At 53.7% G+C, this 23,527-nt stretch carries 28 protein-coding genes and 4 pseudogenes; 16 read left to right on the top strand and 16 right to left on the bottom strand.

Translation table 11 applies throughout. From position 1 onward, the window contains the following. Nucleotides 1-7 precede the first annotated feature (7 nt). The 7 genes from AAYR33_08165 to AAYR33_08135 all read left to right on the top strand — a co-directional run bounded on the left by AAYR33_08165 (nt 8) and on the right by AAYR33_08135 (nt 3,086). Nucleotides 8-661 (top strand): hypothetical protein, encoded by a 654-nt coding sequence (locus tag AAYR33_08165; protein XAO70989.1) that lies wholly within the window; start codon nt 8-10, stop codon nt 659-661. A 73-nt stretch (nt 662-734) separates the two neighbouring features. Then, complete coding sequence (locus AAYR33_08160; GenBank protein ID XAO70988.1) at nt 735-953, top strand: hypothetical protein; 219 nt, start codon at nt 735-737, stop codon at nt 951-953. Further along, a complete protein-coding gene (locus tag AAYR33_08155; GenBank protein ID XAO70987.1) occupies nt 934-1,284 on the top strand; it encodes a hypothetical protein in 351 nt (116 codons plus the stop codon). Before AAYR33_08160 ends, AAYR33_08155 begins: the two co-directional genes overlap by 20 nt. Beyond that, complete coding sequence (locus AAYR33_08150; GenBank protein XAO70986.1) at nt 1,257-1,616, top strand: hypothetical protein; 360 nt, start codon at nt 1,257-1,259, stop codon at nt 1,614-1,616. The genes AAYR33_08155 and AAYR33_08150 overlap by 28 nt, the downstream gene beginning before the upstream one ends. A gap of 504 nt (nt 1,617-2,120) precedes the next feature. Then, nucleotides 2,121-2,288, top strand: coding sequence for a hypothetical protein (locus AAYR33_08145; GenBank protein ID XAO70985.1), 168 nt, complete (start codon nt 2,121-2,123; stop codon nt 2,286-2,288). A gap of 4 nt (nt 2,289-2,292) precedes the next feature. Beyond that, on the top strand, nt 2,293-2,463 hold the full coding sequence (locus AAYR33_08140; GenBank protein XAO70984.1) for a hypothetical protein: 171 nt from the start codon (nt 2,293-2,295) through the stop codon (nt 2,461-2,463). Further along, on the top strand, nt 2,460-3,086 hold the full coding sequence (locus AAYR33_08135) for a hypothetical protein (GenBank protein XAO70983.1): 627 nt from the start codon (nt 2,460-2,462) through the stop codon (nt 3,084-3,086). Before AAYR33_08140 ends, AAYR33_08135 begins: the two co-directional genes overlap by 4 nt. Before the next feature lie 927 nt (nt 3,087-4,013). Here the strand turns inward: AAYR33_08135 and AAYR33_08130 are convergent. Further along, nucleotides 4,014-4,547 carry a hypothetical protein gene (locus tag AAYR33_08130; protein ID XAO70982.1) on the bottom strand — a complete coding sequence of 178 codons (534 nt, stop codon included), beginning with the start codon at nt 4,545-4,547 and terminating at the stop codon, nt 4,014-4,016. A 944-nt stretch (nt 4,548-5,491) separates the two neighbouring features. Here AAYR33_08130 and AAYR33_08125 point away from each other — a divergent pair. From AAYR33_08125 to AAYR33_08110, 4 genes and pseudogenes are all read left to right on the top strand, one after another. Further along, nucleotides 5,492-6,403: pseudogene (locus AAYR33_08125) on the top strand (DUF3050 domain-containing protein). A 193-nt stretch (nt 6,404-6,596) separates the two neighbouring features. Beyond that, on the top strand, nt 6,597-6,731 hold the full coding sequence (locus AAYR33_08120) for a hypothetical protein (protein ID XAO70981.1): 135 nt from the start codon (nt 6,597-6,599) through the stop codon (nt 6,729-6,731). Nucleotides 6,732-7,353: 622 nt separating this feature from the next. Further along, nucleotides 7,354-8,037: a hypothetical protein gene (locus AAYR33_08115; protein XAO70980.1), complete on the top strand. Its 684-nt coding sequence runs from the start codon at nt 7,354-7,356 to the stop codon at nt 8,035-8,037. A gap of 18 nt (nt 8,038-8,055) precedes the next feature. Beyond that, nucleotides 8,056-8,517 (top strand): hypothetical protein, encoded by a 462-nt coding sequence (locus tag AAYR33_08110; GenBank protein ID XAO70979.1) that lies wholly within the window; start codon nt 8,056-8,058, stop codon nt 8,515-8,517. A 200-nt stretch (nt 8,518-8,717) separates the two neighbouring features. Here AAYR33_08110 and AAYR33_08105 read toward each other — a convergent pair whose 3' ends face one another. The 9 genes and pseudogenes from AAYR33_08105 to AAYR33_08065 form a co-directional block, all read right to left on the bottom strand. After that, nucleotides 8,718-9,248, bottom strand: coding sequence for a hypothetical protein (locus AAYR33_08105; GenBank protein XAO70978.1), 531 nt, complete (start codon nt 9,246-9,248; stop codon nt 8,718-8,720). A gap of 255 nt (nt 9,249-9,503) precedes the next feature. Continuing rightward, nucleotides 9,504-9,926: a hypothetical protein gene (locus AAYR33_08100; GenBank protein XAO70977.1), complete on the bottom strand. Its 423-nt coding sequence runs from the start codon at nt 9,924-9,926 to the stop codon at nt 9,504-9,506. Between the two features lie 241 nt (nt 9,927-10,167). Further along, entirely contained in the window at nt 10,168-10,371 is a 204-nt protein-coding gene (locus AAYR33_08095) for a hypothetical protein (GenBank protein ID XAO70976.1), read from the bottom strand. A 75-nt stretch (nt 10,372-10,446) separates the two neighbouring features. Continuing rightward, the gene (locus tag AAYR33_08090) at nt 10,447-10,815 is read right to left on the bottom strand and encodes a hypothetical protein (protein XAO70975.1); all 369 of its coding nucleotides are present in this window, start codon (nt 10,813-10,815) and stop codon (nt 10,447-10,449) included. 11 nt (nt 10,816-10,826) lie between these two features. Then, nucleotides 10,827-11,978, bottom strand: a complete 1,152-nt coding sequence (locus AAYR33_08085) for a hypothetical protein (GenBank protein ID XAO70974.1) — start codon at nt 11,976-11,978, stop codon at nt 10,827-10,829. Continuing rightward, nucleotides 11,965-12,180 (bottom strand): hypothetical protein, encoded by a 216-nt coding sequence (locus AAYR33_08080; protein ID XAO70973.1) that lies wholly within the window; start codon nt 12,178-12,180, stop codon nt 11,965-11,967. Before AAYR33_08080 ends, AAYR33_08085 begins: the two co-directional genes overlap by 14 nt. A gap of 14 nt (nt 12,181-12,194) precedes the next feature. Beyond that, complete coding sequence (locus AAYR33_08075) at nt 12,195-12,737, bottom strand: hypothetical protein (protein XAO70972.1); 543 nt, start codon at nt 12,735-12,737, stop codon at nt 12,195-12,197. A 20-nt stretch (nt 12,738-12,757) separates the two neighbouring features. Beyond that, nucleotides 12,758-13,345 (bottom strand): YcaO-like family protein, encoded by a 588-nt coding sequence (locus tag AAYR33_08070; protein ID XAO72437.1) that lies wholly within the window; start codon nt 13,343-13,345, stop codon nt 12,758-12,760. Between the two features lie 74 nt (nt 13,346-13,419). Then, nucleotides 13,420-14,013, bottom strand: a pseudogene (locus tag AAYR33_08065) (YcaO-like family protein). 305 nt (nt 14,014-14,318) lie between these two features. Here AAYR33_08065 and AAYR33_08060 point away from each other — a divergent pair. The 5 genes and pseudogenes from AAYR33_08060 to AAYR33_08040 all read left to right on the top strand — a co-directional run bounded on the left by AAYR33_08060 (nt 14,319) and on the right by AAYR33_08040 (nt 17,736). Further along, on the top strand, nt 14,319-14,555 hold the full coding sequence (locus tag AAYR33_08060; GenBank protein ID XAO70971.1) for a hypothetical protein: 237 nt from the start codon (nt 14,319-14,321) through the stop codon (nt 14,553-14,555). Then, the gene (locus tag AAYR33_08055; protein ID XAO70970.1) at nt 14,545-15,636 is read left to right on the top strand and encodes an HlyD family efflux transporter periplasmic adaptor subunit; all 1,092 of its coding nucleotides are present in this window, start codon (nt 14,545-14,547) and stop codon (nt 15,634-15,636) included. Before AAYR33_08060 ends, AAYR33_08055 begins: the two co-directional genes overlap by 11 nt. Beyond that, nucleotides 15,555-16,193: pseudogene (locus AAYR33_08050) on the top strand (cysteine peptidase family C39 domain-containing protein). The gene AAYR33_08055 and the pseudogene AAYR33_08050 overlap by 82 nt, the downstream one beginning before the upstream one ends. Further along, nucleotides 16,112-16,336 carry a hypothetical protein gene (locus AAYR33_08045; protein XAO72483.1) on the top strand — a complete coding sequence of 75 codons (225 nt, stop codon included), beginning with the start codon at nt 16,112-16,114 and terminating at the stop codon, nt 16,334-16,336. The pseudogene AAYR33_08050 and the gene AAYR33_08045 overlap by 82 nt, the downstream one beginning before the upstream one ends. Next, nucleotides 16,333-17,736 (top strand): ABC transporter transmembrane domain-containing protein, encoded by a 1,404-nt coding sequence (locus AAYR33_08040; GenBank protein ID XAO70969.1) that lies wholly within the window; start codon nt 16,333-16,335, stop codon nt 17,734-17,736. The genes AAYR33_08045 and AAYR33_08040 overlap by 4 nt, the downstream gene beginning before the upstream one ends. A 53-nt stretch (nt 17,737-17,789) precedes the next feature. Here the strand turns inward: AAYR33_08040 and AAYR33_08035 are convergent, their stop codons facing one another. The 6 genes and pseudogenes from AAYR33_08035 to AAYR33_08010 form a co-directional block, all read right to left on the bottom strand. Continuing rightward, nucleotides 17,790-18,314 (bottom strand): invasion associated locus B family protein, encoded by a 525-nt coding sequence (locus AAYR33_08035; protein ID XAO72436.1) that lies wholly within the window; start codon nt 18,312-18,314, stop codon nt 17,790-17,792. A gap of 225 nt (nt 18,315-18,539) precedes the next feature. After that, nucleotides 18,540-19,395 (bottom strand): annotated as a pseudogene (locus AAYR33_08030) (autotransporter domain-containing protein). Beyond that, entirely contained in the window at nt 19,353-19,925 is a 573-nt protein-coding gene (locus AAYR33_08025) for a hypothetical protein (GenBank protein ID XAO70968.1), read from the bottom strand. The pseudogene AAYR33_08030 and the gene AAYR33_08025 overlap by 43 nt, the downstream one beginning before the upstream one ends. After that, complete coding sequence (locus AAYR33_08020; GenBank protein ID XAO70967.1) at nt 19,907-21,352, bottom strand: autotransporter-associated beta strand repeat-containing protein; 1,446 nt, start codon at nt 21,350-21,352, stop codon at nt 19,907-19,909. The genes AAYR33_08025 and AAYR33_08020 overlap by 19 nt, the downstream gene beginning before the upstream one ends. Continuing rightward, entirely contained in the window at nt 21,301-21,855 is a 555-nt protein-coding gene (locus AAYR33_08015; GenBank protein XAO70966.1) for a hypothetical protein, read from the bottom strand. Before AAYR33_08015 ends, AAYR33_08020 begins: the two co-directional genes overlap by 52 nt. Before the next feature lie 265 nt (nt 21,856-22,120). Next, complete coding sequence (locus AAYR33_08010) at nt 22,121-22,513, bottom strand: hypothetical protein (GenBank protein XAO70965.1); 393 nt, start codon at nt 22,511-22,513, stop codon at nt 22,121-22,123. Between the last annotated feature and the right edge of the window lie 1,014 nt (nt 22,514-23,527).

Raw genomic sequence — 23,527 nt, 5'->3', positions numbered from 1 at the left:
TGCGGCTTTGCTGAATTTCGACGTGTCGGCGGCGCAGCAGAGGCAGCAGCTCAAAACATCGTGGGAAAATTATCTCGGCGATACTTATGCGTCGCAGCAGGCCTATATCGACCAGGCGACGCAGCTTGATAAAACCCTCGCCGCTGAAAGGCTGAATATCCAGAAGCAATATGCGGATCAGGCAAAGCAGGCGAGCCTCTCCGCGGCGCAGTCACTGACGACAAGCTTCAGCAGCCTGACGGAATATGCGCGCGAGCTGGTGACGTCGGATTATTCACCCCTCTCAATTCAGGACCAATATAAGGTCGCGAATGACAATGTCGCGAAGGATTATAACGCCGCGATGGCGGGGGATACGGATGCGCTCGGTCGCTTTCAGGGCGATATGGAAGCGACCCTGCGCCTCTCCCAAAAATATTGGGGGTCCGGCACAGGCTATGCGGATGACTTCCAGCGCCTGACGGAGATGCTAGGCGGGCTTTCAGGCGCGGACAGTGACAAACTGACCGCCAGCCTGGTGGAGAAACTGTCCAAAAAGCAGGAGGACGCCATGTTGGCGCTGCGTGATAAAATGCAGGAACTGCTGCAGCAGGTTCAACTCATCCAGGCGCAGCAGAAACAGGCCAGCAATAATGAAGCGCTTCGGCCGAAGCGCGCCTGATGCGTGTGCAACTTGTTGAACTCCACCTCATTCGGAATAAGGCGGTCCTGCCGGAGATGGCGGGGCTTGAAGGTTGGAATGGCCGCCCCTGGGGGCGCTCTCCGCCTACCCGCAAGCGGTGGAAAGCTATGAGACCCTGCGATATTCCGATGCGGGCTATGTGTCGGACGATCATACGCCCTACCCACCTTACGTCATTCAAGGACTGAGCCTGACACGCGCGCTGACCTTCTCAGCCGAGGCGCTGGGCGGCAGTTACAGCGTGGGCGCGGTTGGAAATCGCGAACCCTGATGGCGCGCCCTCCGGCCTTTTGCAAAGCCGTGTCAATGATCACCTCCCCGTTCGCATTCGCGAGGGGCGGAAAGATTGGGACGGTTTGCGGCAGATCTGGCGCGACCCGCCTTATCACGAGACCTCTCCTGTTTTTGCCGGGCTCGGGCGCAACTGGCAGCCCGAGCCAACCGGTTTTGAGGTGCCGCTGCTGGATGCAACATACTGGCTTGATACAGCCATGCCACGCGCAGTTATGGTGGCGGGGGCGGTCTGGATGGGGATAAAAACGTTGTCGGCCGCAGCCACCCACGCCTACGCGGCATGTGCCGCAACATCACCCCGATTTTGATTGATGCCGTCAATCATGTCTATCAGCTCTCCGACGCGGAAGCCGACATCACAATGGTTTATGAAGGGGGTTTTGGTGGGGGGGACGCTTTTGGTGGGATGGTCCATGATATTTACGCCTCACTGCCCTCGCCCGGCCATTACACCATGCAGCGTTCACCCGCCGGCACGTGGCTGCGCCTGGGCACAAAACTCGTCTATGCCATTACGCTCGACGCCACGGGGCGCTTCCCCTCCGGCGCCGCGCCGGGCAAATTGCTGAGCCTTCTCAAACAGATGCTCATAGAAGATCTGGACATTGCCTGCAAACTTCATTGGCCCGGGCTGGGATGACGTCTCAGCCTCCTATGACCCACCGGGGGCTGGTATTGGGATGGCGGGGAGAATGTTTCAGGCCGGGGCGTCTGCAACACGCTTCTTTCCGGATTGGGCATCAGCCTGATCCCGACACGCACGGGCACGTTAAGGCCCTTTCTGATGAGGCGAGTCTGTGATGATGCACAGGGGCTGCTCTATCTCAGCGCCGATGTGATTGCCCGCATTGCCCCCATGCGTCTGGATGCATCGCTGGACCCACCACCCTAGCGCTGGCGCGTCGGCTATGCACATAATTTTACGCGGCAGATCAATCTGAATGACCTCCATCCCCAGATCACGACGGATCAGCGCAATTTTATTGCTGAGTCGGACCGTGCCGCCTTATGGGTGAGCACGACGGTCAAATCGGACTGGCGCGTCCCGTTCGACCCGCCTCTCCTGACAACCGCCCTTGCGCAGGAGAGTGATGCGGCCGCTATTGCCGATCACCTCGGTGACGTCTAGGGCCGACGGCGTCATATGTGGGCGATCGACGTGCCGCGCGATATTGCGATAGGATTTGAGCTTGGCGACATGATCTTCATTCGCGCACCGATACCGGGCGCGGATGACGGCGCGCGCAGCACGGTGATTGGCGAAATGTCGAACGCGGCCGATCCCACCACCACCCTCACCCTATTGGTCTGACAAAATGGAAAATTGTGGCTTTGGCCGGCAGAACCTTGTTCTGACCGGCTCTCTCAGCGCGTCTTCCCAACGCGCGCAATTGCCGGTGACCAACCTCAAACTCTCTCAGGGCGCGGCAAGCCTGGCCTGGCGGACAGCGCCGCAACTTACGTCAAAAAGGCCGGGGATGAGATGACAGGTCAACTTGCGGTGACGGTTACGTATTCCGGCGGGCGTGGGATGGGTGGGCAGTATGATGGCGGTCTGATCAAGCAGATGGGGCCATATCAGCAGATTGGTTCGATCACGGGCCCCTATGATATTAGCAGCCTCTATTGTGGTTATCTCATCCGTCTATACGACGCCACGGGAAGCGAGCACAAATTCTCGTTCAGAAGCGATAATAATGTGTATACGCAGAATGGGCGTCTCTTGAACTTCGATGAGGATATGAAGACGATCACCGCAAATATCAAAAGCCGCGTGGACCAGAAGAGCTACGATGCCAAGGTCGTCGATCTGCAAAATCAGCTCTATCAGCGGCCCGGTGTTTGGGAATATGACTCTACTGATAACCGTGTGATCTGGCTACCCTTTGGCGGGATGATCCAAAGCTTCAAGACGGGGTCCGTCAATATCTTTGATCGGATCAATTTCCCGCAGGTTTTCTCGAACATAACGAGCATCACCTGCACGCTCTTTTCAAATACGGGACAGAGAAGGGATGTGACGATCGGGCGCTTGGATAATGGAGGGTTTTTCGTGATGTCAAATATCGATGGCGGTGAGCTTTTTGTTCAGGTGATCGGGCAGAGGTGACGTTGTTTTAAGGGGAAGGGTGACAAGTTTAACTTTGAATCAGGCCACGCAAACTTTCATCGTTTGGCGACCATGAGTCGAGCTGCCATGACGCGCTCACCCCATCTGACGGAAAAGGTCTCGTTGATATCAAACCACGTTCCATCGTCACCTTGACCATGATTGGCACCCATACAGGAACATTGACATTCGTGACGTAAAGCATGCCGACATCGGTAGGCGCAAACCCCCCTTTCTCTATAAGGCTGTATCACATATAATCTTCGATATTTGTGGAGAGCACGATCAACAAGGTCGTTGAACCAACTTTTTGGGGTTTCCCAATCCCCCTTACTCTCTCGCCAATAGAGTTTATTTCAGTGCTTTACTCGTAACCAAGCCCTATTGTCCTTGGCGTAAGGTAAACGCACGAGAAGTTTCTGTTTTATACCCGTTTGCCGAATGATCACCGGGATTTGAATTTGTCTTGACCAAATACGATTTATGTGAGAGCCCTCCAATTATAAATCCTTTATATTTCCTTAGGACGAGGCATTGGCTTATTTACCCGGGTGGTGTTTGGGACGTCGTAAACATTATTGGAGAAAGCAGATAAGAGGCAGCGGTCTAAGAGAGACGAGATTATATCTTGACAATTTTCACTAGTGCAAACAATTTTCCCTTCACCATTAAACAGTAGTCTTAAATCAAGTCTGGAATATTTTTTTCGCAACTTTTCCATAAAATCAGCATTTTCATAATGCTTTTTCTGACGAATGGAGCACATTCGGCGAAGATGGATTTTGTTTGTTCCAACGAATTCTTTTAGGGGGCCAATATCTTCGAAAATTTGCTGTAAGGTGCTTTCCGACAAAAGTTGCAGAAACTCATTTTCGTGTGCTTGCCGATAGTCCATTATCGTTTCAAAATTCGTTTTGTGAGGAATAATTATTTGATCGTTAAGTATAAAAAAACGATTGTTTTCTTCAGTAATAAACTTGGACTTTTGTCTAAAGTCATTGAGGAGTCTTTGAACACCATATGTATAAAACCTCCTCTTCTTTTCGCTTTCCAATAGCCATTCGTTTTGCTGACAGACGGCAATAATCCATCTTCGCTGACGATTCGATTGACAGAGAATTGTGAATCAAGGATCTGTTTTTCATCTGAGATCTGTCTATGAGGTAACGGATCTGCGGATTGCGATACGACAATGTCAGCGTTCGTTTCGATAGTATCTAGAAGCAGAGCGCTGGTTTCGTTATTCTGCGCCAACAGGCCGTATTCTGATACCTCTTCGATCCGATTGAGCGCTTCGCCAATCGAAAGTTTGAGCGCTTGCTCGAGGTCAGACTCGGTAGCAATCCATCGTTTCGTGAAAGTTGGCGCTTTTCCTCCGGAGTCGCCCTTCTTCCTAAAAACCCACAATGTCAAGTTGGCATTCGTGACGTCAAAATTTTTCAAAGTTTCCAAGATCGTCATCAAAATCTACTCGAACTGATTATATTGATGTTTTGAAATGCACATAGTCTGTAGGTTCCAATCTGCAAGTTTTCCCTCGCCAGAGCGCGTCCTTTAACAGTATTATCGCTGCCTGAGAATTTGTAAGTGACATTGTGAAGCTGCCAACCCAATATGATCAGGAGAGGATTCAGAATTATTTGACCCGATTTGTAGGTAATCATAAAGAGCCAAGCCAGAAAGACACACAAACTCAAAAATTTGCTAGGTGCAGTGTAATCAGTGTCTGTGAAAGATACTATATATGGAAAGGTGTGACTCATGAACTCAGCTGGTGCGCATTCCACCGAATACATGACCACTTCCTGTTTAGCCTTGACAGTTTTCAAAATGATAACAGTTATCACGAAGCACAAGAGCGCGAGGAATGTGCACCATGCGCCGACATCATGAACTTTAGGTTTCCAGAATTCGGCATTAAAGACGCCTCGGAAACCATGATCATTCGATCCAAATTCTAGAGTTCTCAGAAACATGACTACGGTGACGGGAAGATATGAGCCGAGAAAAATGACGATTGCCGTCAAAATTTTGGGCTGCACCATACCCCCTCATGTCCAATCAGAGGTTCATTGCATGAATTCGTTAAAATAAAACAAAATATTTTCTCATAACTGTGGAAAGTTTTTCGTATCGATCATTGCCCACGGACGTGGAGCACTCAACGAACGTCATCACATACAAATTCCGCAATTAAATTCCGATTGCCGATAAAATATACCTCTATTTTTTCTCTTATTAGATGATGACAAGATAAAAAAACGATATATATACTAATTAATCTAGAACAATAAAGCATAAGCAAAAATATTACCATTTACTTTATGGCGTAAATATGCGAATCATATCAAGGTCAATGCTTTCGCATTTTTGACCTGATATTATGTTTATGAGCGAGACGTCCTATGTTTGATAAAGAAGTTGCTGAATTGCAGCGCAAGCTCGTCGATCATGAGTTATATAGTTATATCAGAACACCCGCGAATTTGCGGGTCTTCATGGAGGCCCATCTCTTTGCCGTCTGGGATTTCATGTCGCTCGCAAAGCGTCTGCAGAGGGAACTGACAACCATCACTCTACCCTGATTTCCGCCGCAGGATCCCTTCAAGGCGCGCTTCATCAATGAGATCATCCTGGGAGAGGAGACGGATTTCGGCGTTGATGGTAAACCAGCCAGCCATCTTGAGATGTATCTCGCTGCGATGAAGGACATGTCATGTTCAAGCGTCGCTTTTGAGACATTTTCCGCGTCTCTGCGTCGTGGTGAAACGCTTGATGCGAGTTTCGACCAGGCCGCGCTTCCCGAATATGTCAGGGATTTTGTCCGTTCCACCCTTTCCATCGCGTTGAAGGGGCGTCTGGAGGAGGTGGCGGGCAGTTTCTTCTATGGTCGCGAAGATTCCATCCCGAATATGTTTCAGGCATTATTGGATCATTGGGGCCTGGATCAAGGCAAAGTGCCGCGCCTGGTGCATTATCTGAACCATCATATTGAGCTGGATGGGGAAGATCACGGTCCGGCCGCGAAGAAAATTCTGTCTGATCTGGTCCGCGATGACGCCAGCCGCGATCGCGCCATCCGAACCGCCCGGATGGCGATTTCCATGCGCCTGCATCTCTGGGACGGCATATTGCGCGACCTCAAGGCGCAGGACGGTAGCGCGTCAGAACATGCCGCGAAGCGAGGCCGTCCTTTAGAAGCGCCTTTCAATTCTGCCACGTGGCGGGAGGGGGGGATGTCCTGCTCCCCTCTTCCCGTCTCCATCCAGCAAGTCCGACGGGCCTTCAAAGTTAGTCCATCGACTCGCACATCCTGACTTTATCTTCGCGGCAGAATTTTCTTCCGGGTCAGGGCCGGAGAGGCGTTGCGCCTGACGGAAAACGCTGTGGACATGCGTTGTGACGACTAAAATGAAAAGTTAACGATTGGTTTATTTGATATTGACGGTCGGGAGTGGCGCGGTTTAGCCTGCAACTCAAATAATAATCGGGAAGGAGTTGTTAAGGCTCATGAGTAAAGACAGCAATGTTCTGACAAGTGATAATGTCAGACCAGATCCTTCCAGACGTTTCGGGATGCTTGAACGCCTCAAACTGGCGGCGCTTCGCAGCGAACTTCAGGAAATCTCACGCAACGTCGCATGACGTCAGAAAAGTCATGATTGCGGCGAGCAAAGTCGGTCCCGCCCTTAATTCCGTCGATCGGGCCAATCAGCGTATGTCCTCCCTTGCGGCGCTCGTTAAAAACGGTTGGCTACCGGCTTTCAAACGAGAAGCTGAGTCGTCGTGACGCCCGTGCGCTTTCGGAAGCCTTGAATAAACTCGCCGTGCTTCTGGAGGAACACGGCACGGAAATAAAACGCGCTCTCAAAGAACTATGAATCACGTCCGGTGACGTATCGGGATGCCGATACGTCGTTGCGCCTAAGTCAGGCCCGCTACGTGTAGAGGGCGGCAAAGCGACTGGGCGAACGCAGTAACTCGACCGGCCCTGAAGAGGGGGTGTGTACGGCTGTCATTGCCCTGCTGTAATAACAAGAAGAAACTGCATTTACGTTTCTTAAAGTAAAATCGTGTTTTCGGTACAGTCGTAAAGCCGTAATAATGTGGCATCGTCAATCAACAAGCGGGATGAAGCTTGTGGATCACAGGCGTCGCCATGCAAAAACTGTAAAAGCCGTCCTGATGATCGGCCTTGTGCCGGGCACTCAGATGTTGACGCGTAGCGCCAGTTCTCTTCTCCTTCCCGAGATACAACGTCATTTCGTTGTTTCTGACACGCGGAATAGGACATTTACAGGGCACGTTCGACCTGTTTCTCGCAAGTTTCCTCGCGCTGCCCTGCGCCTTTTTTGTTGATCGTTACGGAAGTCGGTGCGTCCTCAAAAACCTCATCCTGATTTGGGTCATCAGCCACTTAACATGCGGTTTGAGCGCCAGCTTCAGTCAATATTGTTTCTTCAAAATCATCATTGCGGCGACTGAGATTGGTATGGTCCCCGTGATTTACGCCATGACGCCGCAATATACTGGCGCGACAAACTTGATGCTCATTAATGCGTCGGTCGGTGCGCTCATCACTCTAGGTTATGGCGCCGGATATTATTTCAGCGACGCGCTCTTCACGGTGGCCACCCTGTTTGCACCCGCGCGAGGCGATGCGCTTTGGCGCGGGGTAGAGACGGTCAGCGCCCTCTCGGGCTTGATCCGTCTTCTTGCCGTTATGGGTCTTCCCCGGCCCGGCATTGTTTCCGCGGGGTTGAGGCTGACAAGTCGACATATTCCTGGCCGCACGATGCGTCGGGATTCGAAGCGTCGTTTCCTCACCCTTACCCTGCTAGCGGGCCCGAATGCTTTTGCCGCACAAGGCACCATATCCATGATGACTCTGGCTTTCACCGGCGCTTCGGGCTCGACCTCCCCTCTCTGGGACATCATCTTGGCACGATGAGCTGGTCCATCGGCTTTCTTGGCTTTTCCGGTCGCTGCGGCAATAGATAGCGTCGCCCGCCGCGTCTTCAAAGCAAATATCAGGCTTGAAATCATGTTGATCTGCCTGGCTCTGGCCCTACCCTTTATCGGCGCAGCCAGTGCGGTGAGCGATGCGCGTCTCGATATTATTATGATCGGCGCTTTCCTGTTTTTTCCCGGCGTGGCCAATGTTCCGATACCGACGGTGATTCAGGAGGTCACACCGCCATGTCTTCATGCGCGCGTTTTCGCAATATGGTCGCTTTTCATGTCGGCCTTTGGCGCACTTGGCGCGGTGACAATGGGCGTCATCTCGGACCGCCTTTTATCCGGCAAACTCCTCCTTTCCATCTCCATCCTGGCGACCTACGCCCTGGCAATGGCGGTAGGGCCGATGGCGCTTTACCTCTTACATGGAAAAACGCGCGCGGCGGCATCGTTAACAAGTTATGAGCAATAAGGTAGAATTCTACCCGAAATCGACTGAAGAAAATCACTATTTATTGCCGTAACATGGTAAAACCATATTGCGTAGTGATGATTCTCTGCATATTATTTCATCAACCCTCCATAGAAGGAATGCCTCATGCTCAGCAAACCCCCTTCGGTCAGTTTTGAGTCACTCTGCGCGGATGATGCTCTGACGGAGATCCTTATTGATCAGGAACTGGATCGCGTCGTCGGTGGGGCGGAGAGGGCACTATGCATCAGGCAGTATATGGTGGCATACGCGAATTGCTGCGCCGCACGCACGGTGAAGTCCTCAAGCCAACGGTGAAAGCTACGTTTCGCGATGGCGCGGAGGGCGACGATTCGGCATCTCTCCAGATCATTGTAAAGCACCGGGCGGTGGTCCAGCGGCACATAGGCGCGATTCTGGAGAAAATGCGCGGGTCTGAGAAGGGGCTTGCGAAAAAGCAGCGCCCCTTTGCCGCCCTGCCTTCGCCAGGCAGCGAGGTCCGCCACCCTTTCATCAAATTTGAAGTCAATTCCTGTGATGGCGAGGCCGTAAATGGGGCACGCGCCATATGGCAGGATCTTATCCACCAACATGGAGAAAACGATTTCAATCGCGGCCTGGTCAAGCAGCAGGCCGCCATAGTGATGCGCGGCACGACCGGCAAGACCGGCCAGCGGGTTACGTCCGATACCTTTGATTTGCACGTGGTCATCCAGATTGCCGACCCGCACCCCCTCCCCCTACCATTGAAACTGCCCCCGATCCCGCCGTAACTTTCGGCGCCGAGCGTGACGGGCTGTTGCGTGAGGTCGAAGGCGCGCGGATGAAAGTAAGGCCCTCCAACGCGCGCGACCATATTGCGATTTATGCGCGCGATGATACCGCTTTGACCCTGAGCCAAGCGTGACGTCCAGATCAGGGAAGTCGCTGAAAGTGGATAAGCAAGGAATGATGTAAGGGGGGGAGATCGATATCCCGGCTCATGCTTAAGGCCGCTTATAACGGCGTAACTGCCTCTCACGGAAAATATACAGGTGGCGTTCCTCCCGAAACATCGTCTTCTGCATTGTCAGCATCAGGGCGCAATGGAAGCGGTAATGCGGCAAAATAAAGCAGTAAAAGATGCAGATATGCGGGCCGTCATCCCATTCATAGATATAAGCGGGCAGAACACCTTCACGCCGCAGGATTGTCAGGCTCTCGCGGCACAGATGGGCCCAGCACAGATAACCAATGACGTCACCTGTTCCATCTGTCAGAAAATGAATCTGCTCCGTTATGCAGAAAAACCAGATCCCGTTGCGCAAATTCTCCGGCATCTCTGTTTGAGAAGCGATATGAAGGTAAGAGACTCTCCCCATCCGCGTTAATGCACCGTCATCCGGGTTGCCCTCCCGGAGAAGTCTCATAACGCCGCCTCATCTCTGCCCAGGCAGAAAGCGTAGGGAATAATGCAGTCAACGCCATTAATGCCGAGATCAGCAAAAGCGCTTTCGGTGACAGCGCCACAGGGGCAGCCCCGCCAGTCCCGTGCCGTGATCAAGGAGCCACATCGTCATGAGCACCGCGCCGGAGGCGGTGTAGAGAAGGCGCAGCGCGTGATTGCCCAGCCGGGCCGCACCACGGAAAAATCAATCACGGGAAGGATGATCACGGGGCGGCGGCCAGCGTGCGTTGCGCGATGACCTCCGAGGGGAGCTCCCGGCACACGCCGCGCGACTGTGTCTCACCAGTGACGGGCTCAAATAATGTTCGTGTCACGCGCGCTTCGCGATCCTGATGCAGAATAATCAGGGAAAAGAGGCCGGTTTGACATAGAGCGTGATGAACACGGAAAATTTCACTGACCAGCATCGCAATCTCCGCCACGGTGAGTGGCTCTGCGAGATGACGCGCACTTTGCCGCCTATCCAGAAGGTCATAAAGGTCCTAACTATATTTTTCCGTCAGTAATCGCGCCAAACAATCTGCGTCCGGTGGGAAGAAATCGGGGGCATCCTCGCTGATCATCGCTTCCATCAATTGCGAGGTGGTTTGGATATCGTCCTCCTGCGTCGTGGTACGCATGATGTCCAGCGTGAGGGAAGGGTAATGATGGTCGGACGAGACTTCGAGATCCCGGCTGAAATCGATATGCAGGTCGGTGCGTCGTATGATGAAAGGCTTCTGATGGTCATCCAGTGCGAGAAGCAGAGACGTCATCACGACACCGCAATCGAGCATACTGATCCGGTAGGAGAAATCCCCATATTTCCGCTGAAGTCGCTCAATACTGCCGATTACCAAAATCTGCGTCACGCCGCGCTGCTCTAATTTTTCAAGGTGCAGGAAGCGCTCACTAAAATAAGTGAGACCTGTATCATGCGCAGTGTACAGATGGAGGCGTCGAATGGCGCGGTCAGCCCGCTATTCGGCAAGATAGATGAGGGGAGAGGTAATATTCCCCCCACTGGGGGTTCGGCTTCACCCCGTGGTGATGTTCGTGCCGAGGGCCATGTGCAAAACGTCACGCAGCATATCGTCCTGAAGCGCCTGATGGACATCATGTCCCTCCGGCGTAGCGCGCGTGACGGGGTGGGTCTGGCCGGAGGATAAGGCGACATTTCGCGGATGATAATGGCTGAGATAATCCCGCGCTGATCGATAATAAGCCGGTGGCCGTAACGTGGCAGCAAGGTAGAGCCGCGTCTTCTCAAGACTTGAAGATCGCGGGCCGGAGTCTCCCCACATGGGGGAGGTCGCTGCGCGGCAATATGGATCGGCAGCTCGTGAAATGACGGTAATGCGTGCTTGTCAGACGGAAACATCATGCACTTATTGATGGGCAGAAAATCCGTCTTCCGCGCCGCGTGATGGCAGGCAATGATGTCGAGATAATCGAAAATCATCTTTTCAGGAACATCCATGACATCACTGACGCCGAAGGATTTGAGATAGCGCAATGCAGCTTCAGGATGACAGCCGAAATGGGGGATCAGTAACGGTCCGACGATATTACCCTGCAAACAACGCGTCAGAGGGAGAACGGACCGACCTGCATCATGATAGGCCGCGATGCCGCGTGTGGTGCCTTCCGCGTCCCTCAAATCGACGTGCCAGATGATGAAATCCAGAGCCCTTCCCGCAATGTCATCAATGCCACACGCTGTAAAATGATGGTTCGGGCGGGCCAGGGCCGTGTTTCGCAGCATGTCTGACGCCGTCTGAAGGCCGATTTTGCGTTGTTTAAGGGTCTGGCTCAGCGCCTCACCGGAGGACGCGTCGGATTGCTGACTGGCGAGATGACTGAGATAATTTTTCTCAAAAATTTCGACGTGATTTGCGGCGTCGTCTGCACAGCCATTTTCCAACATGCATTGCTGGAAGAGAAGGGCCTGCACCCCGAAAATCGCTGTGGGAGAGAATTCCGGATGGTCCTGAATGATCTGGTCCAGCGATCGCCTGCCGTCAAATAATGCCACGATCCCTGCAACACGATCCCGCAAAATCGGTGCCTTTCAACGAGAAGTGCCCGGCATCGCCGATAAAGCGCAACCCGTCCGGTGGCAGATCAACAATTTCGATTGTTCGGGTGAGACGGGAATATTCCGGCAGCATCAACAATAATTCCCGATCACGGGAGTAAGGTGTTGCAACCTGAAGAATGGATCTGTTTTCAATCATGCTGAACCGTCTTCTTACAGAAACTGTGAGAAATCCTGCGACGGCGCGCAGGCGCTGGGCGCGCGGCACGCGCATCGGTGCAGGGGTGAAAATGCCAGACGCCGGACGCTGCCATCGAAGAAGTGATAAAGGAGGGAATTTTTCCGCGACGCATCCTCATCCCTGACAGCGCGGCGCAGAATGGCGGAAAACATGGTGAGGTGCGATGGCAGGAAGGAAGCGTAAAATTTGCCGCTCAAAGCCGCGCTATCCTGCGTCCAGAGATGATCTTCCAGCGATGACAGATGCGCGAAAAATTTCCTCTCAAAACAGCTTGCACATTCCACTGCATGGGCTCCCTCCAGAAGCGGACTGGCAGCAATGCTCATTTTGGTCAGGAAAATGCAGATGAGCCTTTCGCAGAGGTGCTGTTGACTGAGCTGCGCAAGATGCACGGCCTTGCGATAGGATGATGAGATGATAATCGCGCGATCGCGCAGGACGTGATCCGCATCTTCCGGGAAATCTGTAAGAAGCGCCCGGCGCATGTGGGTCGCAAACAGGTCCTCATCTTCCATGAAAAATCTCATTTCCGACCTCATGCGAAGGGTTGGGGCATCGGGTTGACGTCTCCTAAAGTGAAGGGCCTTCCCAAGACGACGCTGGCTTTCTGAAACAGGCGTGGCGTGCCGAGGTAACGCCCCCGATGCACGCAGGAAAAAGGCATGAGTTCCGGTATCAAAGCGCGCACGACATGAATGCCGGCATCCGATATGTCGTCAGGCGTGATGTCGCAGAGATAGAGGGAGAGCCCCGCCCTCTGAAGCGCGCGGATGAGTTCTTTGAGGCCTGAAAATGACGACTTGGAAGCGCGTAAAGTTGAGAGACGCGTCGATTGTTTCGTTTTCAGGAGGAAATCAAATGCGTCCATGCGGGATGGCGCGGCCATGTAGAGCGCGCCATCCGCAATGGTTGTGCAATCTTCCGGTGACGCGACGGGCGATTTGGTCAACAGATGGTTCTGAAGGGCAAGCTCGACCGAAAAAACTTCGGAGATTGCTTTTCTGATACCTTCCACAGGGTCAAGCTTGGTGGCGCAGCCGACCATTGTCGTGATGTCGTCGCGCAGGGGAAATTGCCGGATGGCGTAGAAACTGGGCGCACCGAACTCACCGTCAGAGACCAGGATGGTAAGGGGGGAGGACGTTCTCTGCGCTTGTCGGACCGTTTCGGCAATATTGATCTGATCGGGATATCATCATCCATGATCAGCTTGCGCAAAGGCAATCGTGCAAGCCAGGTCGTGGCGATGACGTCTCTTTCAATGACCTCCAGAATCGCGGCGAGGATGGCCTTGTCACGTTTAGTATGCGCCGCGACACCGGTGGAAATCGGGAGGCAGAACCGTTCCGTCTCAAGAGGATGGGCGACGAAATGGGTCATCACGAGCGGGACGGATACGATCCTTCGCGACTGACAGCAAAAACCTTTGATCCATCTGATTTCAGCGCCTGCATCGTAATGTCCCAGCAAATCCGGTGATCGGGCAATTTCATCCGCCGAGAAGCGGGGAAATTTTTCAACCGGAATGGCGTCACGGAGCGCTGCGCCTTTCACCAATTTAATATCGCGCGGTGCGCAGACGGCACTTGCGTAGCGCTCGGCACATTCAATGATCGCCTTCAACGCGGCCTGCTGCGTGGAGAAATCGGCACCCCCATCCAGTAATTTGAAGCGGAACTGACCGAATGTCTGATCCTCGATCGATTGCCCCGCCCATCTGGCTCGGGATTCGCGGATGTAACCATATCGGCCGGAAAAAGGGTGACGCCGTAAATCAAACGGACGGTCCACAATGGGGGCGAGGCTTTCCTCCGTCAGGTTTTTTTGATGATTTTGACATCATCCGACCGCCTGTTCTGCAATCTCATTACCCCCGAAACATGTCACCATCGGCAAGTCAAAACTATGAAAATCCAGGAATTTCTGTCAATTTCAAGACCAAAACCAAGTCCCGGAGCGGAAAGAATTTTGATTCAAGCGATTCGGTGCGATATATCCATAAAATAACACTTTTTACCTGACGCATTTTTATGTAAAAGCATTTTATTAGCGTTTTATCAAAATTTTTTATTGCAGATCCTCGGCAGAGAATAACGATGGCGAAACAGGAATCGAGGCCGCTTTTCCGGCAGGAGGCGCTTCAATGGCGTCAGGAAAGCTGGATGGGCGCGACGTGCAAACTGGCGCCGATCTCCGGAATATGGGCCGCGCTGGGGGCAGGCCTGTTTTTCATCGTCATCTGTCTTTACGGCGCGTTTGGCTCGTACACGCGCCGCGTCCACGCGGCGGGCGCTTTGGTGCCAACGGACGGGGCTGGTCGTCATGACGGCTGATCAGACCGGCATCGTCACGCAAATTCATGTGCGTGAAGGCCAACATGTCAAAGCGGGGGACCGACTCTTTTCCCTCGATGTGGCGCACCGGTCAGAAATCGACGTAACGGGCCGGAACGCCCTTGAAACACTCCGGGCGCAATACCGGCTTCTGCAGGAAAAGCGCTGCCTGGCTGAAAAAGACGCCCCGATCGCGCTCTTTACAATCAAGGCGCGTCTGGCCACGCTCGACAGGCAGCGCGCCATGTTGAAAGCCCAGATTGTGCGGGATGAAAAAATCCTGCCCCTTGTTGATCATGCGACGAAGCAGATGCAGGACGCGATCGGGACGCGCCTTGTGACGCAGACGCAGTTTCAGAGCCAGCTCAATGTGTATTTCCAGTCATTCAACGTCCATGCGCAGATGGTGAGGGCGCTGATTGATGTTGAAGGGCAGAGATCCGCGGATCAGCTCAAAATCCTGCAATATCCCATTGAATGGGCGCGCCGGTTGAACGAGATTGACACGCAATTGGCGGATTGTCGTCGACAGATCTCTCAGGCAAGCCGGGAGACTGAGGCCATCCTGGAAGCACGCATTGCCGGGACAATTGACGGGATGATGTCCCATATTGGTCAGCAGGTCGGGAATGACCTGCCATTACTAACCATCCTGCCGGATCACGCCACTTTACTGGCGGAGCTTTTCGTCAGCAGCCGGGCTGTGGGCTTCATCCATGTCGGGCAACCAGTGCTGCTGAAATACGCGCCTTACCCCTATCAGCGTTTCGGTCTTTATCGGGGGCGCGTTGTGGAAGTCACGCGATCCCCGATGCAAGTGCCCTTCGCGACAATGCTGCCGAAAGGGGGCGTGCCGCCGGATGCGCCCGATACGGATCAATATCGCATCCGCGTCGGGCCGGAACGTGGCATTGCCATGGTCTACGGCAGGCGAGAGAAATTGAAGCCCGGCATGAAGTTGGAAGCGGAGATCGCCGTGGATCACCGCCGCCGTTACCAGTGGCTTTTCGACCCCTTCATCTCCAGCGCTATGAAGTTGCGGCAGATCTCCCAAGCGGATGGCGGGGGCGTGACGACGTGAAATTCAAGGCGCTGCAATTCGGGTTCGGGGGGCGCACGCCGGTCATTCTGCAATCGGAGGCTTCCGAATGCGGGCTCGCCTGTCTGGCGATGATCATGTCTTACCACGGCCATCAGATTGACCTCGCGACGTTGCGGCGGGACACGGCGACATCCCATGCGGCCACGACACTCAAATCCCTGATCCAAAAGGCGGGGCGGGAAGATCTAAATGCCCGCCCCTTGAAGCTGGGTCTGCCTTCCCTGGGGCGTTTGACTCTTCCCTGCATCATTCATTAGGATTTCAATCATTTTGTGGTGCTGGTGAAGGTTACGGAAGGCCGGATAACGCTTCATGACCCGGCTTACGGCAAACGCGCCCTGTCGCGAGAGAAGTTTTCACGCCATTTTACGGGCGTCGCTGTTGAATTCTCACCGACGACACGTTTCACCCGGCGTGATGACCGTCAGCTTCTTGATTTCTTGATATACGGGATATGCTGCGCTATGTCCCACGGCTGCCTCTCTCGCTTCTCGCACTTGGCGCCCTCTCTCTTGGGCTGGAAGTCATTGCGCTGATCAATCCCCTATTGACCCAGATCATCATTGATGAAGTGCTCGTGACAGGGGATCAATCCCTGCTCTGGACGATTGCTATGGCACTGGCGCTTCTGCTGGTTCTTCAAGGTGTTTCGCGACATTTCGCGGCTGGTCAATCATGATTTTATCGACACGCATTTCCGTGCAATGGAATTTCAGCCTGTTTTCCCATTTGCTGAAATTGCCGCAGGAATTTTTCACCCGGCGGGGCGCGGGCGATATCCAGTCGAAATTCGGAAGCCTCGCGACCATTCAGCAGACACTGACAACCGATCTGATCCAGAGCGTCATGGATGGGCTTATGGCGGTCGGGATGATGATCATGATCATCATCTATGCGCGATGGTTGTCGCTGATCATCCTCGCTTTTTCCGCGCTGGATTTTCTTCTGAGGCTTTTTCTCTTCAGCCCCTACCGGGATTTGTCCGAAGAGTTGCTTTCCCGGAATGCCGCGCATCAAAGCCATTTTCTGGAAACATTGCGCGGGATGCGCACCATCAAGCTTCTAGCGCTGGAGGGGCGGCGGCGATTTGCCTGGGGCAACCGGCTGATTGACAGCTTCAATACGAATCTGCGTCTGCAACGCTATGACCTGTTTTTCAGTCGTTCTCAGAAGATTTTATGGGGGGCGGATCGTGTGCTTCTGCTCGTGCTCGGCGCGCGCATGGTGCTTTCAGCCGAGATGTCGATCGGGATGCTGATCGCGTTTCTGAACTACCGGGATCAGTTTGCCCATCGTTTTGGCAATCTCGTCAATGCGGCTTTTAAAATCCGTAATCTGAAAGTCCAATGCCACCAGATTGCGGATATCGCCCTGACCCCGATTGACCCTGCGACGGAGAGCTTTCCGTCGCCGTGCATGTCTCGCGTATTGTCCGAAAAAAACGTTCCCGTCATTGAGTGCCGCAATATCGGGTTTCGATATGCTGCGCAGGAAAACTGGGTTTTTCGCAATCTCAATCTGACCATCCCCGCGCAGGCCAGTTTTGCGATCGAAGGGCCTTCGGGGTGCGGCAAATCGACCTTGATGTCTGTTTTGATGGGGTTGATCCCGCCGGAGGAGGGACAAGTTTTCTGGAACGGCGTGGCTCTCACCCCTCAGAACAGGCAGGTTTATCGCGCCCGGATTGCAGGCGTGATGCAGGATGATATCCTCCTCTCAGGCAATATCGCGGAGAATATTGCCAGTTTCGATGAGGAAATTGATTTCACCCGTGTCATGACATGTGCCGCGCAGGCGCAGATACTGGATGACATTGAAAATCTGCCCATGGGTTTTGAGGCGCGGGTCAGTGAAATGGGTGGGACAATGTCCGGGGGCAGCGCCAGCGCATCATTTTTGCCCGGGTCCTCTACCGCCAACCCGATACACTCTTCCTCGATGAGGCAACAAGCCATCTCCGACCCGACAGCGGAACGCCGAATTGAAGCCACGATTGACGATCTCGCCGTCACGCGGGTGATTGTCACACACCGACAGGAGACAGTCGCGCGCGCGGTTCCGCTTCTCGATGGGCGCTGATGCTTCAGGGATCTTGCAGCATTGAGGGAATGGTGCGCCGTGCTTCAAAAGCGTCATGACCCGGCCAGCATCGCGGCCAACCTTGCGGAAGCCTCCTTGAGGCCTTTCGAGGACACAACGAGAATCACATTCTGATCCTTCGGTGTCGATGCCTTGACCTCAAGCTTCTTCGCGGCCTGCAGGCTGAAGAACTGATCTCGCGTCAGACTGAATGGAACGAGGCAGCCATTCGGCATACAGGTGCTGAACGGCACGGAGACAACCTGCCCACCATCGGCATTGATCGAAATACCCTTTGACAAAGCAAGGCCGAAAGGCATGACGACGAGGCTGGCGATCTTATCCTTCTCCGGCTCAAATTGTAGGGTCAGGATCTTCTGATGGCTTTTCTCATCCGCCAATTGCTGCACGAGGGCGCATCTCGGCCCGGTTTTCAGTTTCTGGCAGCTTACCCGCCAGTCCTGATATGTCTCGTTCAGGGCGGTTACCCCGTCCGGCAGGCGATATTCCAGCTTGGATATATCATGAGCGACAGGTTTGGGATGAATGGGCGCCTTCCGGCTGGAAGCGACACTCATCGCCGCATAACCCACGATGCTTGTCACTGTGACAGCGATCAGCAAAGCGGCGATTTCACGCTGTTTTGAATTTTCTCCTTTTCGTCTCCTGTTAATCAAATGAGGGGTCTTCATCTTCAGAATTTGATGACCAGATTGTCTCCGGATGCCGCTATCAATGGCTTGAACGCCATACTGACTGAGGTAGAACAATCCGACATCAATGCGGTCAGTCATTTTCAGACTGATTCCAGCATCCACGACCGCGACATCCGAGGCGAGGCCGGTGCCAAAGACGCTCATATTTGCGTCACTGGATGTCGCGAAATTGAGGGAGGCATGCGGCGTGAGCGGGCCGAAACTGTGACGGTAGCCAATCATCAGTCGCAGCATGATGATGGCATGGCCGATCCGATAGGTCGCTGATGACCGGAGCCCGAAGGTCGAGAAAGTGACGCCCGCCGTCGAGGCCCGCCCGTTGACCGCTTCAGGGCCATAATGCTCACGGAAGCTGCCATTATGGACATTGACGTAAGAGATCCCCGCAAATGGCTCAAAGATCGTCCGGCGGCGGCGGATCCGATATCCGACCTCCCCGAAGGCCTGGGCCGTGCCGGAAAGATATCCCGCATTTAGATGCGAGCCCTGATGAGGCGCGTCCGTTTAAAATATGGAAGGAGGAGTTGCTGTAACCAAACAGGGCGCCAATACGTGCTGTCTCAAAGATCGGCGCATCCGCCCCTATCATGAACCCGGCTGTCGTGTGGTTCATGGTCGCGACATTCTCATTGCCGAAATTGCGTCCGAGACTTCCATAAGCCCGATGCCAGAGAACGGCGCGATCCCGGTAGCAGTGCGGATCCGGCGCGTCGCTTTTCAGTGTTGCGGTCTGCATGGACCCGGATGAAAAAGCCCCCTCACAATCCGCGCTGGCGAGCCGTTCCGCCACGGTCTCGCGCGCTTGATAGGCGTCTTCCACCAAGGCGGTGACGATAGAGGCATGGATTTCACCCGACACAGTGTTTAAGGCATCCCGTGCATTATTCTGATTCAATCCTCTCAAAGCGAGCGCAAGCGGGTTGGTTTCAGGCAGTTTATCCAGTGCGCGGCCGATCGCGATTCCGTTTTGCGCGCGGCTGACCGCGGCAAAGCTGACGCCGCTGCCATCAAGCTTGATACTAACGAGGTTGCCCGCATAAAAAGGCTGGGCTTGAGGAATAAATATTGCTCGCTAATATTGGACTCGAGACGGTCAAACTGGCCGGACAGGGAACCTGTCGCTTCCAATATCGTGTAAGCATTCCGGGCTTTAAGAACGGTGCGTCGGGCAACATTGAAATTGACCATCCTGCCATTGAGACTGACATTTCCGGCCGCTTGGATGCGGTCACTATTGAGGCCACTATAGGTCTTTCCGCCGTCCGTGATGGTCGTGCCGGAAGATTGACCGTTCCCCTTTGCACGGAAAAGGGTGCCGCGGGCCATGGTCAGGTTCTGATTGACCGTCAGCGTTCCGATGGCGCCATCATTGCCGGGAGCGATAATGCCGCCCTGCGTAATCTGCGTCGCTCCGATCGTCCCCACACCTGATAATGTGCCGCCATCCTGCACATTTAAACGGGCCTGCGCCATGTTCCCATTAATGCCGAGGCCGCCTTCTGCACATCGACCTGCCCGGTGAAGCCGGCATTATCACGATTAATGGTGATGTTGCCCGCGCCCGTTTTTGTGAAGCGCCCCGCGCCGGAAAGCGCATTGGCGAGCAAAGCCGCTTTCTGCTGATTAACAATCAGGTGACCCTCTTGGCTGACATCAATGCCGCCCGCGCCGAAGCTGCTCGCCGTGCCCTGTAGGGTGCCATGCGTCACAGCTGTGCCGCCTATGTAATTATTGCGGTCATTCACCGTGGTTGTGCCTGAGCTAGCCTGCTCGACACGGCCTTTGCCATCGATGGATTGCGTCAAGACCAAATCATTGCTGAAATTGACGACGAGCTTCCCGTTATTATGGATGACCGCGCTGCGTGTGATCCGGCCCGAGGTACCACCATCGCCCAATTGCAGCGTGCCGCCGCTGATGGATGTTTCGCCGCGATAATTCTGGTCTTTGGTGAGAATGAGGGTGTCCGCATCTGATTTCACCAGATTTGTGCCGTTAGCGACGAGACTGTCATTAATCACCGTATCAAGAACGGCTGAAATGGAAGCGCCCTGTTGCGTGCCATCCCCCACCCGGATCGTCGTGGTGGCGGTTGTGGCGTAGAGGTCATCGCCCGTGACTTTGTAAACGCCGCCATCATTATTTGCGAATTGCATACCGCGCGTCAGAACATTTGACGCTGCACCATCGTGAGTCGTGTTCCGGACGGTGACCGTGCCAGCCTGCGCGGCGAAGAGCGCGAACGTGCCCTGCATCCATGCGCCATCGCGCCCGCCATTAACATCCGTCCAATTGCCATTGTCGGTCGTCCAGGTGCCATTACCACCATTAACGGTGTTATTGCCTTCCATACCGCCGGGCCCAGGGGAGACAGTGTCGCCATCATCCCAGAAAGTCAGGACATTGTCGCTAACGACGAGATTGATCTGGTGATCGATCGATGTCTGAAGCAGCATTGTCGTGCCGGGAGCGGTCTCGACTGAACCGAGGCGACCATTCGGGCCGATCGTTTCTCCGGCGCCATTGGCGGTGGCTCGATAACTGGCGGTCGGCACGACTCCGGAGAATGACCCTTCATAAGTGTAAATGCGGTAGATCCCCTGGCCCAAGGGCTCCGATCCCTTATTCGGACCTGTGACGTTGATCGTGCCGCTGAAAACGAGATCGCCCTTGACGGCGACGAGGTCATTATTCTGCCCGACCTCAGCATTGGCCTGGCCCAGATTCCAGTTCTGCACCGCATTATAAGCGAGGTTGAGATTGCCGTTAATTTTCAGCGTGCCGACACTGTTTGTGCCTTCACCGGGGGAGAGGGTGGCATTGTCAGCGATGGTGACGTTGCCGCCAATCACGCCCTTACCGCTAAGCTGCGCGCCGGACTGATCACCATCAACCTGCAAAATGCCGGAGGCAACTCTCGTGCCGCCCGTGTAACTATTATTGCCTGAGAGGATGGTCGTGCCGCTGCCGACCTGTGGTTCAGCCGTCCCGCCTCTGAAATGGCCCCGTGCAACGTCACTTTGTCACTGTGATTGATCGTCAGTTCGCCATCATTGGCGATGCTGGCCGTATTGCCGATAAAACCCGATGTGCCCCCATCGCCGAGCGTCAGATGCACGCCGCTGCCAATGGATGTCGCGCCCGTATAGGTGTTCTGCCCTGAGAGGATCTGGGTGCCTGCGGCGATGATCAAGCCACCTGTGCCGGACATGACCTCGGCATAATTATTGCCGAATGTGCTGTTGGCATTCGACAGGGTCAGAGTTTTCTGCCCCAAAATGGTGTTGCTCGTGCCGTCCAGAGCTTTGATGGAAGGCGATAATGTTGTGACATTTGAGATATCGAGCGTGCCATTATTCGCGTTGACATTATCGATCCAGCCGGATGTGCCGCCCTCTCCCAATTGAAGCGTCGCGCCTGAGGCAATCGTCGCTTTCGTCTGGCTGGAGGATTCGTTACCCGCAAGGACCAGTGTCCCGGCATTGACATTGACGGTGACATTTGAAGCGAGACCTGACAGGCGGGAGGGGCGCCGACGATCCAGGTGCCGCTGCCGTTTTTATTGACTGTGCTGAAACCAGTCACCGTATTATTGAGCGTGTCCGTGGCGTCATCGCCAGCGAGGGTCAGGACTGCCCCCGCCAATGCTCCCTGTTACGGTTGAGCCATTAAATAATGTGATCAGATTGACGTATGAGCCGTGTTGTGGTCAGGGCGATATTGCCTCTGACCACCGCTCCCTTATTATTGGTGAAAACAATACGGCCATTGCCTGAGTTGCCGACGACAGTGCCCGTGCCCTGCGTGCTCGCCCGGATCGAGCCATAATTATTGATAGTGTTGTTGCCGCCCGTCGGATTGAACGTCTCACCATTATTGGCGCCGCCTGTCTGGATGATGCGCCCCGTTGATTTGATATTGACGACGGTATTCCCGCCAAATTCAATGACGTTTGGCCCGGTATTATAGAGGCCGATGCCGATACCCGCACCCTGGACGGTGCCGCCGATATTCATGACATTAGGGTTGCTTGACGTCCCCGTGCCCATACTGATGGACACGTTAGACGTGTTGATGGTCGCGCCTTCCTCTAAATTAAGTGTTTTGATACTGTCATTTCGGCCTGCTCCGACCGTACTCGTGATCGTGCCCGCACACGTGACCGTTCCTGACGTGCCGTCACAGGCCGCGAGTGCGGTTGATGCAAGGCAGGTGAGGGAGAGAGATAAGTGCCGTGTGAAAAAAATAACGATATCTATATGTTCCGAAGATCATATTTTCGGATACCTCGAACTTAATGCAAAATATAAAAATTTTTTATGTTAAGTAGCGATAATTACCTTCGTGTGATGTGAACAGTCGAGTCTTCGCCAAGCAAGGACAGCTCGACTGACGTAAGAGTGAAGGCGTCAATGCGATTTGTGAACGACTAATTTCGAAATAAGTGAAAAAATTTCGTTCATCAATGATTAATACCTGAAACTTTTTAAATATAAAAAACGAAAACTTGTATATCATCAGTCGATTTCACTTCGATTTCACATCGACTTCAAAATTTTCCACAATGATGGAAGGGCAATTTTTATTAACCTATAAACTTCGTTAAAGCGGAGTTGAGGCGCAATGATCGGGTTAAATTTGATGGTTTTGGCGCATGATTATTGATGGATCACGCTGTGAATGCGGCGTCGATAAAATCGGGAGTCGTTGCGCGGACAGTCATCGATTTTTTTACCGTGAATGGCGCGGTTAACGCATATAGTCCGCTCGGAGCGGGAGCAAGGCCCGGATATGCCGGATCCACAATGATCTCCGTCCTGTTTCGGGTTAGAGCGTCGCAATGGTTCGCTTTGTTAAACGGCGTGATTAAACTGGTTAGTTACGAAAAAAACACCGTTCAAATTAACATGATGTGGAACGCATGTTCGCGGAGAGTTTGAAGTCCGGCCCACCAGCATCGCCCGAATTTTTTCAATCCGAGCAATTATGTCCGCTCCCGAAGCTGAGTCGAGCTGAGGGCAATATGACTATGGTTTCCAGAGAGCTGTTATATGTCGGTAAAGACGGTGCTCAGG

It is taken from the genome of Acetobacteraceae bacterium (assembly GCA_039613835.1).
Taxonomy (GTDB): Bacteria; Pseudomonadota; Alphaproteobacteria; order Acetobacterales; family Acetobacteraceae; genus Sorlinia.
The sequence above is the reverse complement of the archived record's forward strand: the minus strand, read 5'-3'. Positions and strand labels throughout refer to the sequence as shown.

Excerpts from the sequence above, each read along its gene's own strand:
- AAYR33_08140 (XAO70984.1), top strand. The coding sequence starts at position 2,293 with ATGGAAAATTGTGGCTTTGGCCGGCAGAACCTTGTTCTGACCGGCTCT.
- AAYR33_08060 (XAO70971.1), top strand. The coding sequence starts at position 14,319 with ATGGCGAAACAGGAATCGAGGCCGCTTTTCCGGCAGGAGGCGCTTCAA.
- AAYR33_08145 (XAO70985.1), top strand. The coding sequence starts at position 2,121 with ATGTGGGCGATCGACGTGCCGCGCGATATTGCGATAGGATTTGAGCTT.
- AAYR33_08025 (XAO70968.1), bottom strand. The coding sequence starts at position 19,925 with ATGGCGCAGGCCCGTTTAAATGTGCAGGATGGCGGCACATTATCAGGT.
- AAYR33_08130 (XAO70982.1), bottom strand. The coding sequence starts at position 4,547 with ATGACGATCTTGGAAACTTTGAAAAATTTTGACGTCACGAATGCCAAC.
- AAYR33_08075 (XAO70972.1), bottom strand. The coding sequence starts at position 12,737 with ATGGAAGATGAGGACCTGTTTGCGACCCACATGCGCCGGGCGCTTCTT.
- AAYR33_08135 (XAO70983.1), top strand. The coding sequence starts at position 2,460 with ATGACAGGTCAACTTGCGGTGACGGTTACGTATTCCGGCGGGCGTGGG.
- AAYR33_08055 (XAO70970.1), top strand. The coding sequence starts at position 14,545 with ATGACGGCTGATCAGACCGGCATCGTCACGCAAATTCATGTGCGTGAA.
- AAYR33_08045 (XAO72483.1), top strand. The coding sequence starts at position 16,112 with ATGCTGCGCTATGTCCCACGGCTGCCTCTCTCGCTTCTCGCACTTGGC.
- AAYR33_08150 (XAO70986.1), top strand. The coding sequence starts at position 1,257 with ATGTGCCGCAACATCACCCCGATTTTGATTGATGCCGTCAATCATGTC.
- AAYR33_08035 (XAO72436.1), bottom strand. The coding sequence starts at position 18,314 with ATGAGTGTCGCTTCCAGCCGGAAGGCGCCCATTCATCCCAAACCTGTC.
- AAYR33_08095 (XAO70976.1), bottom strand. The coding sequence starts at position 10,371 with ATGCTGGTCAGTGAAATTTTCCGTGTTCATCACGCTCTATGTCAAACC.
- AAYR33_08080 (XAO70973.1), bottom strand. The coding sequence starts at position 12,180 with ATGATTGAAAACAGATCCATTCTTCAGGTTGCAACACCTTACTCCCGT.
- AAYR33_08120 (XAO70981.1), top strand. The coding sequence starts at position 6,597 with ATGAGTAAAGACAGCAATGTTCTGACAAGTGATAATGTCAGACCAGAT.
- AAYR33_08040 (XAO70969.1), top strand. The coding sequence starts at position 16,333 with ATGATTTTATCGACACGCATTTCCGTGCAATGGAATTTCAGCCTGTTT.
- AAYR33_08100 (XAO70977.1), bottom strand. The coding sequence starts at position 9,926 with ATGAGACTTCTCCGGGAGGGCAACCCGGATGACGGTGCATTAACGCGG.